The 17,295-nt window shown below is 62.9% G+C and carries 18 protein-coding genes, 1 tRNA gene and 1 other RNA gene; 14 read left to right on the forward strand and 6 right to left on the reverse strand.

The features are described 5' to 3' along the window. Window positions 1–92: 92 nt before the first annotated feature. A complete protein-coding gene (locus M2339_RS14815; RefSeq protein ID WP_264588087.1) occupies window positions 93–1,415 on the reverse strand; it encodes a hypothetical protein in 1,323 nt (440 codons plus the stop codon). 225 nt (window positions 1,416–1,640) lie between these two features. On the opposite strand from M2339_RS14815, the gene M2339_RS14820 reads away from it, so the two are divergent. From M2339_RS14820 to M2339_RS14845, 6 genes are all read left to right on the forward strand, one after another. Continuing rightward, a tRNA-Thr gene (locus M2339_RS14820) sits at window positions 1,641–1,716 on the forward strand. A gap of 121 nt (window positions 1,717–1,837) precedes the next feature. Then, window positions 1,838–2,581 carry a DNA/RNA non-specific endonuclease gene (locus M2339_RS14825; RefSeq protein ID WP_264588086.1) on the forward strand — a complete coding sequence of 248 codons (744 nt, stop codon included), beginning with the start codon at window positions 1,838–1,840 and terminating at the stop codon, window positions 2,579–2,581. A gap of 28 nt (window positions 2,582–2,609) precedes the next feature. Next, window positions 2,610–2,999 carry a hypothetical protein gene (locus M2339_RS14830; protein WP_264606450.1) on the forward strand — a complete coding sequence of 130 codons (390 nt, stop codon included), beginning with the start codon at window positions 2,610–2,612 and terminating at the stop codon, window positions 2,997–2,999. A 513-nt stretch (window positions 3,000–3,512) separates the two neighbouring features. Beyond that, the gene (locus M2339_RS14835) at window positions 3,513–3,809 is read left to right on the forward strand and encodes a hypothetical protein (RefSeq protein WP_264588084.1); all 297 of its coding nucleotides are present in this window, start codon (window positions 3,513–3,515) and stop codon (window positions 3,807–3,809) included. A gap of 315 nt (window positions 3,810–4,124) precedes the next feature. Continuing rightward, window positions 4,125–4,436: a hypothetical protein gene (locus M2339_RS14840; RefSeq protein WP_264588083.1), complete on the forward strand. Its 312-nt coding sequence runs from the start codon at window positions 4,125–4,127 to the stop codon at window positions 4,434–4,436. A gap of 297 nt (window positions 4,437–4,733) precedes the next feature. Then, window positions 4,734–6,029, forward strand: coding sequence for a YceI family protein (locus tag M2339_RS14845; protein ID WP_264588082.1), 1,296 nt, complete (start codon window positions 4,734–4,736; stop codon window positions 6,027–6,029). 35 nt (window positions 6,030–6,064) lie between these two features. Here the strand turns inward: M2339_RS14845 and M2339_RS14850 are convergent, their stop codons facing one another. Then, window positions 6,065–6,544 carry an SspB family protein gene (locus M2339_RS14850; protein ID WP_181561177.1) on the reverse strand — a complete coding sequence of 160 codons (480 nt, stop codon included), beginning with the start codon at window positions 6,542–6,544 and terminating at the stop codon, window positions 6,065–6,067. 109 nt (window positions 6,545–6,653) lie between these two features. Here M2339_RS14850 and hisB point away from each other — a divergent pair, with 109 nt between their 5' ends. The 7 genes from hisB to M2339_RS14885 all read left to right on the forward strand — a co-directional run bounded on the left by hisB (window position 6,654) and on the right by M2339_RS14885 (window position 11,855). Beyond that, on the forward strand, window positions 6,654–7,247 hold the full coding sequence (gene hisB / locus M2339_RS14855) for an imidazoleglycerol-phosphate dehydratase HisB (RefSeq protein WP_264588081.1): 594 nt from the start codon (window positions 6,654–6,656) through the stop codon (window positions 7,245–7,247). A gap of 6 nt (window positions 7,248–7,253) precedes the next feature. Beyond that, window positions 7,254–7,868: an imidazole glycerol phosphate synthase subunit HisH gene (hisH, locus tag M2339_RS14860; RefSeq protein ID WP_264588080.1), complete on the forward strand. Its 615-nt coding sequence runs from the start codon at window positions 7,254–7,256 to the stop codon at window positions 7,866–7,868. Then, window positions 7,865–8,611, forward strand: a complete 747-nt coding sequence (hisA, locus tag M2339_RS14865; protein WP_264588079.1) for a 1-(5-phosphoribosyl)-5-[(5-phosphoribosylamino)methylideneamino]imidazole-4-carboxamide isomerase — start codon at window positions 7,865–7,867, stop codon at window positions 8,609–8,611. Before hisH ends, hisA begins: the two co-directional genes overlap by 4 nt. A 57-nt stretch (window positions 8,612–8,668) precedes the next feature. Further along, a complete protein-coding gene (gene hisF, locus M2339_RS14870; protein ID WP_264571729.1) occupies window positions 8,669–9,433 on the forward strand; it encodes an imidazole glycerol phosphate synthase subunit HisF in 765 nt (254 codons plus the stop codon). 60 nt (window positions 9,434–9,493) lie between these two features. Beyond that, on the forward strand, window positions 9,494–9,808 hold the full coding sequence (locus tag M2339_RS14875; protein WP_264588078.1) for a phosphoribosyl-ATP diphosphatase: 315 nt from the start codon (window positions 9,494–9,496) through the stop codon (window positions 9,806–9,808). Between the two features lie 20 nt (window positions 9,809–9,828). Beyond that, window positions 9,829–10,206, forward strand: a complete 378-nt coding sequence (locus M2339_RS14880; protein ID WP_264588077.1) for a histidine triad nucleotide-binding protein — start codon at window positions 9,829–9,831, stop codon at window positions 10,204–10,206. Between the two features lie 125 nt (window positions 10,207–10,331). Next, window positions 10,332–11,855: an amino acid permease gene (locus M2339_RS14885; RefSeq protein WP_264573905.1), complete on the forward strand. Its 1,524-nt coding sequence runs from the start codon at window positions 10,332–10,334 to the stop codon at window positions 11,853–11,855. A gap of 32 nt (window positions 11,856–11,887) precedes the next feature. On the opposite strand, the gene M2339_RS14890 is transcribed toward M2339_RS14885, so the two are convergent. The 3 genes from M2339_RS14890 to rnpB form a co-directional block, all read right to left on the reverse strand. Continuing rightward, on the reverse strand, window positions 11,888–12,202 hold the full coding sequence (locus M2339_RS14890) for a (2Fe-2S) ferredoxin domain-containing protein (RefSeq protein ID WP_181561185.1): 315 nt from the start codon (window positions 12,200–12,202) through the stop codon (window positions 11,888–11,890). Then, window positions 12,199–12,738 (reverse strand): J domain-containing protein, encoded by a 540-nt coding sequence (locus tag M2339_RS14895; protein ID WP_181561186.1) that lies wholly within the window; start codon window positions 12,736–12,738, stop codon window positions 12,199–12,201. Before M2339_RS14895 ends, M2339_RS14890 begins: the two co-directional genes overlap by 4 nt. A gap of 100 nt (window positions 12,739–12,838) precedes the next feature. Further along, window positions 12,839–13,268, reverse strand: an RNA gene (rnpB, locus tag M2339_RS14900) — RNase P RNA component class A. A 194-nt stretch (window positions 13,269–13,462) separates the two neighbouring features. Between rnpB and M2339_RS14905 the strand changes: the two genes are divergently transcribed. Continuing rightward, complete coding sequence (locus M2339_RS14905) at window positions 13,463–15,385, forward strand: tetratricopeptide repeat protein (protein ID WP_264588076.1); 1,923 nt, start codon at window positions 13,463–13,465, stop codon at window positions 15,383–15,385. Between the two features lie 121 nt (window positions 15,386–15,506). On the opposite strand, the gene M2339_RS14910 is transcribed toward M2339_RS14905, so the two are convergent. Continuing rightward, entirely contained in the window at window positions 15,507–17,282 is a 1,776-nt protein-coding gene (locus M2339_RS14910) for an SLC13 family permease (protein WP_264573903.1), read from the reverse strand. Window positions 17,283–17,295 lie beyond the last annotated feature (13 nt).

The following is a 17,295-nucleotide window of genomic DNA, read 5'->3' on the forward strand; positions in this document are numbered from 1 at the left end:
CTGTGGAAGCAGTGTCGGGCCTGTGTGGTTAAACCCCGCCGGCAGGGTCCGCAACCGGACCATTGCTCGGCCTGCTTATGCTCCGCGCCTGCTCAGGATGCCGGAAGGGCCTTGGCTGCCTTCGCCAGAACCCGTTCGGCAAGCTGGTCGGCGCCATCGAGCGCTGCGACCATGGCAAGTGAGCCGTCGGCCTCTCGCCGCATGATCACCACGGCCAGCCCTTCGCCGTCCATGGCCAATTGATCGGCGGGGAGGGCAGGGGCCTGCTTCAGCACCCGGCGGGAGCGCATGATGGCCTTGTGCGGCTCTTTGGGAGCTTCATTGCGGCGCGCCGCGCGGACCTGCGCCACCACGCCCTTGAGGCCGCCCACCGTGGCATGAAGATGCGCGATTAGGGCGCCCGGCTGCATCCGCGCGTCGAGCGCAAACTGGATGGCGCAGACGAACTCGGCCAGGCGCGTCTTGTCATAGTGCGTGCCGAAGACCAGCTTCACCAGCGCCGTCAGCGGGCTGCGGGGCTGCACGGCTATGCCGGAGTCGGCGAGCAGCGCGGCATAATCCTCCGGCCGGGCGGCGGCGACCTGCGCCAGCGCATGCGCGAGCCCGACCGCGCGGTAGAGCGCGTGGCGTGTCCGCCCCTCCTGGGCATGGGCGGCCATGGCGGCATCGCGCGCCAGGGCCAGCATGTCGGCCAGCGCCGTATCCTGGTCCGGCAGGGTGATCGTCTCGCTGGTCAGGTCCAGCGCATCGTCGGTCGGCACGTCTTCGGCGAAATCGGTCACGGACGCAGCCGCGATCGTCTGCGCGGAGGGGCCATCTGCCCAGATGGCGGTGGCGTCGGTCGTCCTCACACGCACCGGCGCGGCGGCCTCGGCCTGCGCGATGATGCTTTCGGTCAGCGCATCCGTCGCGACCTCTTTCCAGTTGATCACGCCGTAGACGAAGTCGATCGCGTCGTCGCGGGTCGAGAAGGGCATCATGATGCCGCGATACATGACCTCGACGCCGCGCTGGTTGGTGAACTCCGCCTCGAACCCGATGGGCGCGGCGTTGGCCACGATCTGCAGATAATGGTCGGTCAGGCGGGAGAGCAATGTGCGGGCCGGAACCTGGCTGGCGCGGCGCACGGAGGTGTCGATATCGCACTGCGCGGCCAGAGCGGGACCGATGAAGGCAATGGTTGGATCCTCGACGCCCGCCGTGAAGTCCAGCAGCACGCTGTGCGAGCCGAAATCCTGCAGTTCCTCGGGATTGAGATCCTCGATGCTCGGCAGCGACCGGTCGCGCAGCAGCGAAGACCAGTAATTATAGGCGCGGATGTGCATGCGCCGCTCGTCGAAGCGGACGAGCGGAGGGGCATCCATGGCTTCGTCCAGCGTGGTGACCGCATCGGCCTGGCTGTGATGTACGTCCATTCGAGGATTCGCCTGTGGTCGCGTGCAAGGGGCGAACCCTGCGCCATCAAGGGTAAAGGCCCGGTAAAGGCACCAAATATCGCCGCCAGCCCGCGCGATATCACAGGCGAAAACGCGATCGGCGCTTGCCATGCCCGACACACGCTGATAAGCGCCCCGCCTGCATGATCGTGCGCCGCATTTGGACACGAGTCATGATGATCGCCGGTTTGCCGGCGAGCCGGAGCCGCTTTAGCTCAGCCGGTAGAGCATCGCATTCGTAATGCGAGGGTCAGGTGTTCGAGTCACCTAAGCGGCACCATTTTCCGTGACACTGAGTCGTGAGCGGGCGCTGCTGATCGTAGCCCGTCTGCCGATAATTGGCTTGACTTATAGGAAAATGTTTCTGAAATGTTCTCACCTCATTTTAGAGGTGATGGCGCATGATCGAGATATCGGAAGTCGAATGGCGCCGGGCTTTTCCGGTCTGGTTGCGCACTGGCCGCTTGCCGTGCTCTTCCGGAGCGGATGAGGTCGAACATAAGTTCAACCCGTGGCATGATCCGGAAGATGGTCGGTTCACCTTCGCGGGGACAGGCCGATTTTATCTCGGTGGTGGCAGTTTTGGGGGTGCGGGAAGTGCAGGGACATGGGATTCACCCCGACCCAAGCGTCCCCTCGCTGATCGAAGAAGAACGCCGGGAGTAGTTGTCTCGGTTATCCACCAAGCGCCTGCTAAACCAGCGTCGAACAGAACGTCTGCGGATGAATTTCGAACCGTCATTCGAAATGGCTATACGTACCAGATCGATTCGCGCGAGCGGACACGAAGAGTCTCTGGCATATTGACAATAGCACTTGTTCCGAGCCGTTCTCGTACGTCCCAGAGGCAGGCGGGTGGAATCCATCGGCGCCGTGAAGACGATGGCGGTCATTACATTGCCGCCCGCTTCAGCGGGCCGACGGAGGCCTTCAACCACTTCGCGCAGGATGCAAGGTTTAATCGGGGCGATTATCGTGCACTTGAAGACGAATGGGCAAGAGAGAGGCGGGCCGGTAAAACTGTCTCAGTGAAGATTATTCCAAGATTCGATCATGCATCTCAGAGACCGTTCGAGATTGATGTATGGTGGTCAGTTGACGGATTAATAAAGAGTAAGAAATTTCCTAACGAGAGGTCAAAATGACGTTATGGGAATAGATCGATCCGAAAATTTGCTCAATGAAATCGGAACATTATTGACCGAGGATCGTGAGTATCCTTTCAAACCGACGATTTTGTACGCCGAATTAAATCAGAACGTCGTTGGAGAGTCGATATTCAAGGATCTTGGGAGCCATATTATATTTCGATTGCCCATTATCGATCGGTTGCCTTATGCTCTTCTCGATCTCTGGGAGATTCAGGACGAAAATAACCGGTGGATCGAAATGGAGTATGTGCTGCGCGATGGCAAATTTGAAGTGACTTATTTCTATCGCGACGACATCGATCCCGAAGAGGATCTTACCGAGCGTCGGAATCGCTCAGTCGAGCGCCATTTCGGTCACAAGCCGATTGTCTACCCTTCTCTTAACGACGATGTTCCAGATTATATTCTTTGAAGTGATCACCAAGATATTGGAGCCACGAATGGGTAGCGCTCGCCATCATGCTTTTTGCCGATGACGCATGGATTTCAAAGCGGTGGGCCATCCTGTGGATTTTCAATCACCCTTCGATGAAGGGGTTAAAGGCTGACCTGACTCCCGCAATTCGCGGCTTGCCAGCTTCACAAGACGATCGGCATCAGCATCCTGCTGCTCGGGATGCGGCGTCGGGCGCTCGGCCCGGTCAGGCGCCCACGTTGATGCGGACGATGCCGGATGGCTCAAGACGGCTGGTCAAGTTTGATGGCGTGCAGGGTGACTATGTGATTGACCGAAAGTTCAGGGTCGTGAACCGTCCCAGGGCGCGTGCCCAGTTGTGCGACAGTCAGAAGCACTAGCGCATAATCGCGCCATTGGACCTTGGGAAGTGCCCAACGAAGCCGAGCGAATCGCTGCGCTCAAGCTGTTTAAAGAGATGAAGATCACGAACATCAAGGTGAGGGTGGTGAAGCCATGAGTGTGCTAGGGGTGGCGCGGATCATCGCTGATTTCATATTGTTTCTCGATCTCACCGATGATGAGGTTCTTGATCCTGATGCAGCTGTCCTCATGATGGAGGATATGGCGGCGAGGCTTCAAGATTTGGACAAAGCTTTTCTTCGAGAGCTGGTCGACGCATTTCCTTTGATCGCCTCAGAATATCGCGGCGAGGCCCACAAATTGGTGCTCGACATACCCTATAGCTTCTACCTTGAGGAAACACTTGCTGCGGGCGACCCGGTGAGGCTGGCCGAACTGGAAGCGCTCCGCGACGCGAGGGATTGAACGTCTGATTTCAGGGCGGGTTGCGCGTCACCTATGCCGACGGCTTTGTGCTTCATCGCGTGCTGAAGGGTGGCTTCCGCAGTTTGGCCTTGCCGGCGAACGCGACCAACCACGCGAGCGATGTCAGCTTTAGGGGCAGGGTCTCAGATGTGTCGGCAAACCGGGCGATCACCAGCTATTGCGCCAGTCGGAGGCTCTAGCGCATAATCGCTCTATCGGAACCTGGGAAGTTCCAAATGAAGCTTAGCGTATTGCTGCGCTCAAGCTGTTTAAGAAAATGAAGATAACCAACATCAAGGTAAGGGTGATCAAGCGATGATTGTTGAACAGATCGCCAGAATAGTCGCAGATTTTTTTCTGTTCTTGAATATGACTGATGAGGAATTGTTAGATCTTGATGTGTCCGTCCTCATGATGGAGGATATGGCAGCGAGGCTTCAAGATTTGGACAAAGCTTTCCTTCGAGAGCTGGTCGACGCATTTCCTGTGATCGCCTCAGAATATAGCGGCGAGGCCCACAAATTGGTGTTCGACATACCCTATAGCTTCTATCTTGAGGAAACGCTTGCCGCCGGCGATCCGGTGAGGCTAGCCGAACTGGAAGCGCTCCGCGACGCGAGGGATTGAACGTCCGATTTTAGGGCGGGTTGTCTCACGGACCTTTCGAAGCCGCCCTATGACGCGCGATCAATAGAAACTTCTCGGTGATTTGAGTGCCCATCTTTGTCGTCTGTGGCACCATTTTCCCTAAAGGCGGGTCTTGTGCGGTCGTCCCGGTCTGGCGGCTGCTTCGACTTCCTTGCCTTTTGAGCGCTTGCCCTCCCCGAAGCGGTACGCCGCTCCCAACCCGCTTGCTAAGCGCCGGTTCGGCTGGCAGGTTCGGCACCACTCTATTCGACTGGGTGTTGGGGGAACGCGACGGACATGAGCCTGCATCAATCGCCTGCGCGCTATTCGCTTGCCGCGATTATTCTGCACTGGTCGCTTGCCGCTTTGCTGCTCTTTCAGGTGTCGCTGGGATGGCGCCTGGAGGATCTGACCGGCCTGCCGCAGTTCGCGGCCTATCAGCTTCACAAGACCATCGGCATCAGCATCCTGCTGCTCAGCGTGGCGCGCCTGGTGATCCGGCTGCTGGTGCCCCGGCCCCGCCCGCTCAACACGAGCCTGCTGCTTGCCGCCCTCGCCGGCGGTGTCCACGCCCTGTTCTATGTGGTGATGATCCTTGGACCGCTCACGGGCTGGATCATCGTCTCGACCTCGGCGATCAAGGTGCCGACATTGCTGTTCGGCGTCATTCCATGGCCGCATCTGCCTGTGAGCGCTGCCCTGCACGACCCGGCGGAAGCCGTGCACAGCCTGCTTGGCTGGCTCCTGGCCGGGCTGGTGATCCTGCATGTCGCGGGAGCACTGCGGCACCACTTTTTGCGCAAGGATATTCTTGGCCGCATGGTGCCTAGTGCCTTGAGCAGACGGGGCGCGCTCAATGTGGTGGCGGCTCTCGTGATTGCGGGCGCGCTGACGGCCTTTGCACTGGCCTGGGTGCTGCCGTTCGGCGGCAAGGCGCCGGCGCAAGCGGATGCCGGTCTTGCGGGGTCAAACGTGGCGGCCGCGGATAATGCGGGTGACCCTGCCGTCAACGCCAGCAATGCAGCCGAAGATGCTTTGGCGGTCAAGCAGGCAGCGGCGCCTGCCGATGAGCCAGCCAAGGATGAGGCGCAAAAGGCCGCCGCTTGGACGGTGCAGCGCGGCGGCACGCTCAATTTCCGCACGGCCTATTCCGGCACCGACATCGACGGCGGCTTTTCGCGCTGGGATGCCGACATAGTCTTCAGCCCGGATGATCTGCCCGGCTCGCGCATCGCCGTGACGGTCGATCTGGCGTCGGTCGACAGCGCCGACAGCCAGCGTGACGACATGCTGCGCGGCGACGAGTTCTTCGGCGTGGCGGCGCATCCGCGCGCGACGTTCCGGGCAACGCGCATCACGCATCGCGATGGCAATCGCTACCGCGCGACGGGCACGCTCTCGCTCAACGGGCAGCAAAAGCCAGTGACGCTCGATTTCACGCTGGATATCGACGGAATGGTTGCCCGCGCCCGCGGCTCCACTCGCATCGACCGCACGGCCTTCGGCGTCGGAACCGGAGAATGGTCCGATACCAGCACGATTCCGGATGCCGTGACGATCAGCTTCAATTTTCAGGCAAAGCGGGCGGAGTAAGCGGGAGCAGGGCGCGCTCGGGTCGCGCTTGGCCCTTACTTCTTCTTGCCGAAGTCTACCGTTACCACGTTGGAGCCGTCTTCGGCCTGGGCGACCGGCGTATCGTTTTCCGCCATCTCCATGGTTTCGACGGCCTCGCCGCTCTCCATCACCTGGAATTCCAGCGAGAAGTTGACGGCCGGGTCCACGAAGAAGCGCAGCGCCGCGAACGGGATCACCAGATGCGCCGGCACCTGATTGAAGGTGAGGCCGACCTCGAAGCTGGTATCGGTAACCTTGAGATCCCAGAATTTATGCTGCAGCACGATGGTCATCTCGTCCGGGAAGCGCTCGGCCAGCCAGGTGGGAATGCTCACCCCCGGCGCCTGCGTCTTGAACGTGATGTAGAAATGATGATTGCCCGGCAGGACGCCCGTCAGCGCAATATCCTGCAAAACGCGCCCGGGAATCGCACGCAGCGCCTCCTGCACGATTTCGTCATAGGGAATCAGGCTGTCTGCTGGCTCTTCCGTCATGGCCACAGTCCTAGCGCGGGGGGCTCGCCGGTCAAGCACAGAGCGTTACAGCCGTTAACGGTCGAGAAGCGCATTGCATGGTCCGCCGCGCGCGTTATAGGCCGCAACCATGCGTAGCGCGGAGATCAGGCGGAAAACCGGCGAGACCGATATCGAGGTGAGCGTCAATCTCGATGGGGCCGGCACTTATTCCATTTCGACCGGCATCGGGTTTCTCGACCATATGCTCGAGCAGCTCTCGCGCCATTCGCTGATCGATCTGAGCGTGAAGGCGGTCGGCGATCTGCATATCGACCAGCACCACACCACCGAGGATACCGGCATCGCGGTTGGCGAGGCGATCGCCAAGGCGCTCGGCGACAAGCGCGGCATTGCCCGTTATGGCGAGGCGCACGCGCCGATGGACGAGACGCTGACCCGCGTCGCGCTCGACATTTCCGGCCGGCCCTGGCTGGTCTGGAAGGTCGAGATCCCCATGCACCGGCTGGGCGAGTGGGACACCGAGCTGATCGAGCACTGGTTCCAGAGCTTCGCGCAGTCGGCGGGGATCACCCTGCATGTCGAGAACCTTTATGGCAGCAACAATCACCACATCGTGGAAAGCTGCTTCAAGGCGCTGGCCCGCGCGCTGCGCCAGGCGGTGGAGATCGATCCGCGCAAGAGCGATGCGATCCCCTCCACCAAGGGCACGCTGGGCGGCTGACACTCCATGACCATCGCGCTCATCGATTATGGCGCGGGGAACCTCCACTCCGTGCACAATGCGCTCCGGGCCGCCGGGGCGCATGGCGTCGTCATTACGGCCGATGCCGAGGTGGTGCGCCGGGCCGACCGAATCGTGCTGCCGGGTGTCGGCGCTTTCCGCGCCTGCATCGAGCCGTTGCGCGCGCTGCCGGGCATGATCGAGGCGATGCATGAGGCGGTGTTCGGGGTCGGGCGGCCGTTCCTCGGCATTTGCGTGGGTATGCAGTTGCTGGCCGATGCCGGCGAGGAGTTCGGGCGGCATGAGGGGCTGGGCTGGATTCCGGGCACGGTGCGACGCATCGAGCGCGACGATCCGGCGATCAAGATCCCGCATATGGGCTGGAACGATGTTGTCGGCGCGTGCGCCCATCCGCTGGTGGAGCCCGGCGAGGCCTATTTCCTGCACAGCTATCATTTCGAGGCGGCGGAGGCGGCGCATGTCGTCGCCACCACCGACCATGGCGGGCCGCTGGTCGCGGCGGTCGGCAAGGACAATATTTTGGGCGTCCAGTTCCATCCGGAAAAGAGCCAGGCCTATGGCCTTGCGACCCTCGCCCGTTTTCTGGAGTGGGCCCCATGAGTGATATTCCGCCGTTCATCGTTTTTCCGGCCATCGATCTCAAGGGCGGGCAGGTCGTCCGCCTGGCCGAGGGCGATATGGACCGGGCGACCGTCTATGGCGATGATCCCGCCGCGCAGGCGCTGATCTGGGCAGAGCAGGGCTCGGATTTCCTGCATGTGGTCGATCTGGATGGCAGCTTTGCCGGCCATGCCGTCAATGGCGCAGCCATCGCGTCGATTGTCCAGGCCTTCCCCGGCCATGTCCAGCTTGGCGGCGGCATCCGCGATCCGCAGGCTGTGCAGGGCTGGTTCGCGCTCGGCGTGTCGCGTGTCGTCATCGGCACCGCCGCGCTCAAGAACCCGCAATTCGTCAAGGATATGGCGGCGGATTATCCCGGCGGCATCGTCGTCGCGGTGGACGCGCGCGAGGGCATGATCGCGACCGACGGCTGGGCTGAGAAGTCTGACATGCCGGTGGTCGATCTCGCCCGCCGCTTCGAGGATGCCGGAGTCGCCTCACTGCTGTTCACCGATGTGGGCCGCGATGGCCTGCTCAAGGGCGTGAACATCGATGCGACCGTCGAGCTGGCGCGGGCGGTGGACATTCCCGTGATCGCCAGCGGCGGCGTCGCGGATATTTCGGACATTCGGGTGCTCAGCCTCCATGCTGGCGATGGCATCGAGGGCGTGGTGACCGGCCGGGCGCTTTACGATGGTCGGTTGGACCTGCGGGCCGCGATTGCTGTGGCGAATGCCGCGTGAATGTCACGCAGCTACCTCCCGTTCGCTCGCCACGAACGGATGTGAGGATTTAGTCCAGTGACCGTCCGCACCCGCATCATCCCCTGTCTCGATGTCGCCAATGGCCGCGTGGTCAAGGGCGTGAACTTCGTCGACCTGCGCGATGCCGGCGATCCGGTCGAGCAGGCGAAGGTCTATGATGCGGCGGGCGCGGACGAATTGTGCTTCCTTGATATCACCGCCAGCCACGAGGATCGCGGCACGCTGCTCGATATCGTCGCGCGCACGGCGGAAGTCTGCTTCATGCCGCTCACCGTCGGCGGTGGCGTGCGCAGCGCGGAGGATGCGCGGGCGCTCCTGCTCGCCGGCGCGGACAAGGTCGCCGTGAACAGCGCCGCCGTGTCGCGCCCCGAAGTGGTGAGCGAGATTGCGGATCGGTTCGGCAGCCAGTGCATCGTGGCCTCCGTCGATGCCCGGCGGGTCGGTGAGGGCCGCTGGGAAATCTTCACCCATGGCGGCCGTCGCGCCACCGGCATCGACGCGCTGGCTCATGCCGCGCGGCTGGCGGCGCTGGGCGCAGGCGAGTTGCTCGTCACGTCGATGGATGGGGACGGCACCAAGCAGGGCTATGATCTCGCGCTGACCCGCGCCATTGCCGATGCGGTCACCGTGCCGGTCATCGCCAGCGGCGGTGTCGGCACGCTCGATCATCTGGTTGAGGGCGTGACGCAGGGCCATGCCAGCGCGGTTCTGGCGGCCTCCATCTTCCATTTCGGTCAGCATAGCGTGCGTGAGGCGCGGGCAGCATTGGCCGCTGCGGGCATTCCTGTTCGTCATCTCTGAGCGCGGCGTCAGCCGGAAAAGCCATTGACGCCCGGCGGCGCAGCGGCAAGGACAAGCGCCATGGACAGCCTCTTCCGCCTCGAACAGACCATCCTCGCCCGGCGCGAGGCCGATCCCGACAGTTCCTATGTCGCCCGCCTGCGCGCCAAGGGGCTGGGCAAGATGGCGCAGAAATTCGGCGAGGAAGCGGTCGAAACGGTGATCGCCGCGCTGAGTGAGGACGAGGCGGCCCTGACCGGCGAAGCGGCCGACCTCATGTTCCACCTGCTCGTCCTGCTCGCCGAGCGTGGCATTACGCTCGCCGATGTCTGCGCCGAGCTGGACCGGCGCGAGGGCGTCTCGGGGCTGGATGAGAAGGCCAACCGTCCGAAATGACCTTCCTTCTGGAGTGAGCCATGGCGATCGATCCGACCCTTCCCTATGACGAGAGCAATATCTTCGCGAAGATCCTGCGCGGAGACATCCCCTGCAACAAGGTGTTCGAGGATGATCACGTCCTCGCCTTCCATGACATCGCCCCGCAGGCCCCCACGCACATTCTCGTGATTCCCAAGGGCGCCTATGTGAGCTGGGATGATTTCTCGGCCCGCGCGAGCGAGGGCGAGATCGCGGCATTCGTGCGCGCAGTCGGCACGATTGCGCGGGAGGCGGGGCTGGTGGAGCCGGGCTATCGCCTGCTCGCCAATGTCGGCGCGCATGGCGGGCAGGAAGTGCCGCATCTGCATATTCATCTGTTCGGCGGACGCGCGCTGGGGCCGATGCTGGCGCGCTGAGCGCGGTTTGCCTGCCCGCGACGCCTTCCCCTGTCGCAAGCCCCTTGCGCGTCGCCGATAAGCCTATAGGCTTGGCGGTCAGTTCAGGGGGAGCGGCTGCGGCCGCGCTGTATAGAGAGACGCGCATGATCTTTGGCCGCATCAAGCCACTCGACGCCATTCTCGCCACTGCCGAAAAGAAATCACTGCACCGATCGCTCGGGGCCTTCCAGCTGACCATGCTGGGTGTGGGCGCCGTGATCGGCACCGGCATTTTCGTGCTGACGGCGGAAGCGGCGCAGAAGGCGGGGCCGGGCATGATGCTCTCCTTCGTCATCGCCGGCTTCGTCTGTGCCGTGGCGGCGCTCTGCTATTCGGAAATGGCCTCGATGGTCCCGGTTTCGGGATCGGCCTACACGTATAGCTATGCGGTGATGGGCGAGCTGATCGCCTGGATGGTCGGCTGGGCCTTGATCCTCGAATATGCCGTGGCGGCGGGGGCCGTCTCGGTCGGCTGGTCCGGCTATGTCGTCGGCCTGCTCGAACATGCGCTGGGCATCGACATTCCCAACATGCTGGTGCGCGGGCCGTTCGATGGCGGTCTGGTCAATCTGCCCGCCATGGGCATCGCCCTGCTGGTCACCTGGCTGCTCGTCATCGGCACGCGTGAGAGCGCGATGGTCAATGCCGTGCTCGTGGTGATCAAGGTCGCGGCGCTCACTCTGTTCATCGTGCTGGCGCTGCCAGTGATGAACATGGAGCAGTTCTCGCCTTTTGCACCCTTGGGCTTCGGCGGCATAGGCGCGGCGGCGGCGTCGATCTTCTTTGCCTATGTGGGCTTCGATGCGGTCTCCACCGCGGCGGAGGAAACCAAGAATCCCCAGCGCAACATGCCGATCGGCCTCATTGGGTCGCTCACCATCTGCACGATTTTCTACCTGTTGGTTGCTGCCGGGGTTGTCGGCACGGTGGGCTCGCAGCCTTTGATGGGCCCGGCCGGGGAAGCGCTGGCGCCGGGCAGCAAGGCGCTGGCCGATCAGTGCGCGGCCATCGGCGATCAGGCAGTGGTCTGCTCGAAAGAAGCGTTGGCCTGGACGATGCGGGAGATCGGCTGGCCGCAGATCGGCAACCTCATCGGTTTGGCTGCTGGTCTTGCCCTGCCGTCGGTCATCCTCATGATGATGTTCGGCCAGACGCGCATCTTCTTCGTCATGAGCCGGGACGGGCTGCTGCCGGCGGTGTTCTCCAAGGTCCACCCCAAGTTCCACACGCCGCATGTCATCACGATCATCACCGGCGTTTTCGTGGCCCTGTTCGCGGCCTTCTTCCCGGTCGGCATTCTCGCCGACATTTCCAATTCCGGCACGCTGTTTGCCTTTGCCGCCGTCTCCATCGCCGTGCTCGTGCTGAGGCGGACGGACCCGACGCGCAAGCGGCCGTTCCGTACACCGGCCATCGCCATCACCGCGCCGGTCGCGATCCTCGGCTGCATCTACCTCTTCTTCAAACTCGGTATCGAGACGAAGCTGATGTTCGTGGCCTGGGCTGTAGTCGGTCTCGTCGTCTATTTCGCCTATAGCCGCTCGCGCAGCCATGTCGGGCGCGGCACCGTCGAAGTGCCTGAGGCCGATCCCGACGCGCCGCCGCAGCCCGTGCCGCCCATCGACTGACGGCACCGGTCAGCCGCGCCGCATCGATTATCTCAGGATTTGTTGCGCAGCCCCAGATCGTGCGCGAGAACATCCAGATTGGCGCCGGGGTGGATGATCAGCCATCGGTCCGGCTTGCTGGTGTCGACCACGGTTACCGCGCGCTTGGGGCAGATGTCGAGGCAGCCGACCTCGAGAATGCCGGCACCGGCCTTGCGACCCTTGCCGAGCTGCAGGTGCTTGCGCAGGGCCTTGCCAAGGGTCTTGTTCCCCTCCGGCCCGAAGCCGCCGCCCTTGATCTTCTTCTCGCATTTGCGACAAACCAGCACCGCGTTGGACCAGCGACTGCGGACCTGACGGGCGCTCATGGCGCGGGCTTCCAGCTCTTGCGCTCCTCGGCCACGCGCAGCACGTCATAGGCGGCCTGGATGGCCTGAAAGCGCGTGGCGGCGTCGGCATCGCCGGGGCGCACATCCGGGTGGCATTCCTTGGCAAGTGCGCGCCAGCTCCGCTTCACCGCCTCGAAATCGGCATCGCTCTCCAGCCCCAGCACATCGAGCGCGCGCATCTCGTCGCGCGAGCGGGTGCCATCGCCGGGGCCGGCCCATTGATTATGGGCGCTGGTCCGATAGCCGGAGGCGTCACGCTGCTCATTGTGCATGCGCTCGTTGCGCTCTTCCTCGTCCAATCCCGCGAAATAATCCCAGCCCTTGTTATATTCGGCAGCATGAGCCTGGCAGAAATACCAGCGGTCCGGGCTGTTGGGGGATTTGGGCGCGGGGCAGTTGCCGGGCTGGTCGCAGCCATGCCGGTCGCACAGCCGAACGGCCTGCGCTTCCCGCGCGGAGCCATAGCTGCGCCAGCGGGGAAAGCCCCAGTCATTGTTCCGTCCGCTTCTGGCCATCCGATCTCACTTAGTGCGGGTTCGTGGTGAAATCCACCGTAGCGCGGTGAAAATGCGGGTATCGCAGCGGTCGCGCCATTGCCCTGCAGGCGATCAGCAAAATGCCAGGCGGTCTGTAAGCCGGGTTCTGTCCACCGCCGCCGTATCCCCTAAGGGACGCGCATGCGGATGGGCGACCATTCCTCTAGGGCCATGCTCTCGCAGGGCCTCAAGCAACCAACCCGGGCGATCTCGGCCGAAACAAGCCTAGCAGGTCCGAAGACCTGCGCGCCGCCCCTATTCGGTCTTGCTCCCGGTGGGGTTTACCGTGCCGTCCGCCGTTGCCGGGGACGCGGTGCGCTCTTACCGCACCCTTTCACTGTTCACGCGGCCGAAGCCTAAGCCCGAAGGCGAACGTGACCTGCTCTCTGTTGCACTGTCCCTAACTCCCGCGAGGAGAGCCGCCGGACGTTATCCGGCACCGTTGTTTCGTGGAGCCCGGACTTTCCTCGCCGGACGCAAGCGCCCGCCGCGGCCGCCCGACCGCCTGGCGAACGGGGCTATAGGCGCAGGCGGGCGGAGAGTCATCAGTTCAGTTCACCTTCGCCCACTAAACTCAGGAAAAGAAAACTTTAAATTGGCGCAGACCGCCATCTGCGGAGTCACGTTAGAAAGGGCTAGGTTTTGTCGGCATGAGATGTCACTTCAGGATCTGGTGTTGGGACGAGAGGGGGAAGGGACAAATATGTCTATAGTTGTTGGACTGGCGCTGTTTACCGCTGCAGCCAGCACTGAAACAGCTGAGGCGGCTCAGGCACTTGCTACAATTCGGGAGCAGACCGCCCGCCTCGATCTTACGGCAGCGGCCAAAACAATGAACGCCGCAATCAGCGAGCGACTTCCGTCACCTGACTCCAAACAGCCCGATAGCATCCTCGACCGCATGACCATCGAGGCTGCTGCCGCTCAAAAGATTTTGCCGGCCGTCCGGACGATCATAGATCGGACGGTCAAAATCCCCTTGGCAGACGATGGCGCCCGTTATCGATTGATGCAGGCGCGTGCATCCGAAGTGAATGGCGACTTTAAGGGCGCCGAAGCGCTTTTTCGGGCGGTTGCCGACCAGACATCAGGCGACCCAGACGAACGGTGGCAGGCCCGCCTGGGCGTCGCGCGGCAGCTACTCATTACTGATCCGGCCGCTGCAATCACTTATCTGAAGTCTTTTCAGCGGAGTGACTTACCGGCCAAATATCGTTGGGAGGCCGACCTGATCGAAGGCCGATCAGAAGCAATTGTTCACAGTGATGCGGTATCCGCAGACATCCTTCGACGAGCGTGGATTGGAGCCGTTGATGCGGCGCCCACAAGCGCTGCTCCAGCCCGCATTGCCGGGGACTTGGCCTTCTTGGCCGCTCGTTCGGCAAACCGCTCCAGCTACCTCGCGATGCTCGCGGTCGGGCATTCGCAAGTTACTTATGGATCCCCGCAAAATGCTGTTTTGGGCAACCTGCCAGTCTGTGGGGAAGCAGGCCTACGGCCGGAAGATGTGGTGATTGTCGAGCTTCTCCGGCAGCAACCGCAATTCAGAACGGATGTGGGGCTGGTATGGGCTAGCAGAGCAGGGATTGCGCAGCCATTTCTGGCGGCGTTGCTGCAAGCCGAATCCATAGACAGTCCGGCCCGTCAGATCAGCCATCTCGCCCTCCGGTGCAGGAGCTTGCCTGCCGCCTCGTATAAGGCGGGCAGAACTTTGGTAGATGAAATAGTTGCCTGGATGTCCGGCGCAGGCGTCTATTTACCGTGGGGACAAACCGAGCAAGAGGATCTCCTGGAGAACCTGACGGAGCTTGGTCGACGAGAGGCGAAATATGGCGCGACTTCGATCATGCTACTTCCCCCTTTGATTAATATTGAGATCGCCAGCGAACCTGCCTTCTTCACCGCGGACAAGAACGCTCAATTGCGCTTGCTGGAACTTTCGCAACGCACCCTGTCCATCCTTGATAACAATGACGCACCCAAATCCTTCATAATGGCCTATCGACTGAAAATTCTAGGAATGTCAGTGGCTGCGCAAACTCGAACAGTTGAGCAGGCCGAGGTCGAGCTTTCCAGTATAATGGACGCCGCGGCCGCCGATTCCACCCTGCCCCTCGATTTGCTGTATGGGATGGCGGTGTCTCTAGACGATGCCCCCAACCTATCGAGCACTATGAAGCGAGAGCTGCTGACCTCTACGCTCGCGGTGCTGCGGCGGCGCGTCGCGCCGACTGACCCGCGACGGCGAGCAGTCATTCTCCGCCTCGCTGGGCGAGAAAGAGAGCGGGGGGACATGAAAGCCGCGGCCACACTCTACGATGCGTTGAAGATCGCGCCGAATGCCTGCTTGAGACCTGACACTCGGCCGACGTTCGTGTCAGCGAACATTCAGTCGGAGGACTATCCATCCGACCTCACCTTTTCCGGCATCGCCGGCAATACAACGGTCGAATTCGACCTGAGCAGTGCCGGCCAACTTGAAAATCCCCGCATCCTCATGGCCGATCCTCCCTTTGCTTTCGACCATGTGGCAGCGGCACGGGTGCCAACGATCCGTTACGATATGCAAGGCGGCTCATCCTGCCGGTTCCAAGTTCAGGACGTTCGGTGGCAATTGCCCTACTGAGCATCGTGTGTCGCCCCACGCTCGCTGCGGTGCGGCGGTGAGAATGCAAATATGGAGGGCGATACTGCAGTCGTTCTCGTCGGAATTGCAGATCCCAAGGCCATTTCGTGGTGGGGACCCCCTACTGCAGTGGCCAGGTCCAGATGATGAGCGGCGTGCCGATGAGCACCACCAGCAGCGAGAGCGGCGCGCCCAGGCGGGCGTAGTCGCTGAAGCGGTAGCCGCCGGGGCCAAGGACCAGCGTGTTGCACTGATGGCCGATGGGCGTGAGGAAGTCGCAGCCCGCGCCCACGGCGGTGGCGATGAGGAAGGCTTCTGGCCGGTAGCCCAAGTCATGCGCGAAGACGCCGGCGATGGGGGCCATCACCAGCACCGTCGCGGCATTGTTGAGGAACGGCGTCACGGCCATGGCCGCGACCAGAATGAGCGCGACGGCGCCCCAGGGGGGCAGGGCGGCGGCGACATGAGCGAGATTGGTGGCGATGACATCAGACGCGCCGGTGCTCCGGATGCTGTCGCTGACCGGGATGAGCGCGGCGAGCATGATGAGGATGGGCCACTCGACCGCATCATAGGCTTCCCGCACCGGCAGCGCGCCGCTGATGACTGTGAGCGCGGCGGCAGCGAAGAAGGCGATGGCCACCGGCACATAGCCGCTCGCCGTGGCGGTCATCGCAACCGCGAGGATGAGCAGCGGCAGCCAGCCGCGATGTGACTTGCCCAGCTTGACGCCCCGCTCCGCCAGCGGCAGCGCGCCGAGATCGCGCAGCCGCGCCGGCAGCAGGCCGAGGGGCCCCTGCAGCACGATGACATCGCCCGCACGCAGGCTGATCTCGCCCAGCTTGCGCCCGAGCATCTGCCCGGCGCGCGAGACGGCGATGAGATTAACGCCATAACGTTGCTGGAGGAGCAGCCGCTCCGCGCTCTGCCCGACCAGCGGGGACTCGGCCGTCACGACTGCCTCGGTGACGCCGATCTCGTCCCCTTCGCTGCCTTCGGGCAAATCGCGCGTCTCGCCGTCCAGCTCCAGCGCGTCGCGGGCGATGACCCGCTCCAGCGCATCCGGCTCGCCGTAGAGAATCAGCACGTCGCCTTCCTGCAGTCGCGCATTGCCCTGCGTCGAGAGCGGACGCCGGCCGCGCAGACGGCTGGTGATCTGCACCTCATGGTCGTGGCGCTTGAGGAAGGCGGCGATCGTCTCGCCGTCGGGCGGCGTGTCCTCGCGCACGGTTGCTTCGGTGACATAGCCGGAGATGTCCATGGCATCGCCCATGGTCGCCGCGCCGCGACGATCGCGCGGGAGCAGTCGGTAGCCGAAACGCAGGAACAGCAGGCCCACGATAAACAGGCCAAACCCGGTCGGGAAATAATCGAACATGCCAAAGGGCTCGCCGGTCATCTCCGTGCGCACGCGGCTGACGATGATGTTCGGCGAGGTGCCGACCAGCGTCATCAGCCCGCCCAGCAGCGAGGCGAAGGCCATGGGCATGAGGAAGACCGAGGGACTGGCGTTGTTGCGCTTGGCCATCTGGAAGGCGGCGGGCATCAGCATGGCAAGCGCGCCGACATTCTTGACCAGCGCCGAGGCCGTGCCGACCGTGGCGGTAAGCAGCAGCAGTTGCGAGCGGACATGGCGCACGCGGCCCGCGACGAATTTGAGGCCCACCTCGATCGCGCCGGAGCGCTGCACGGCGGCCGAAAGCACCAGCGCCGAGCCGACGATGATGACGATATCGTCCGAGAAGCCGGAAAAGGCGTCGGCCGGATCGACAATGCCGATCAGGACCGCGAAGAGCAGAACGATGACGGCCGTGACGTCATAGCGGAAGCGCCCCCAGAGGAAGAGCACCATCATGCCGGCAAGCGTGGCGATCGAGAGCCATTGCGGCCCGGTCATCGCGTTCTCCCCC

It is taken from the genome of Sphingobium sp. B2D3C, assembly GCF_025961835.1.
Taxonomy (GTDB): Bacteria; Pseudomonadota; Alphaproteobacteria; order Sphingomonadales; family Sphingomonadaceae; genus Sphingobium.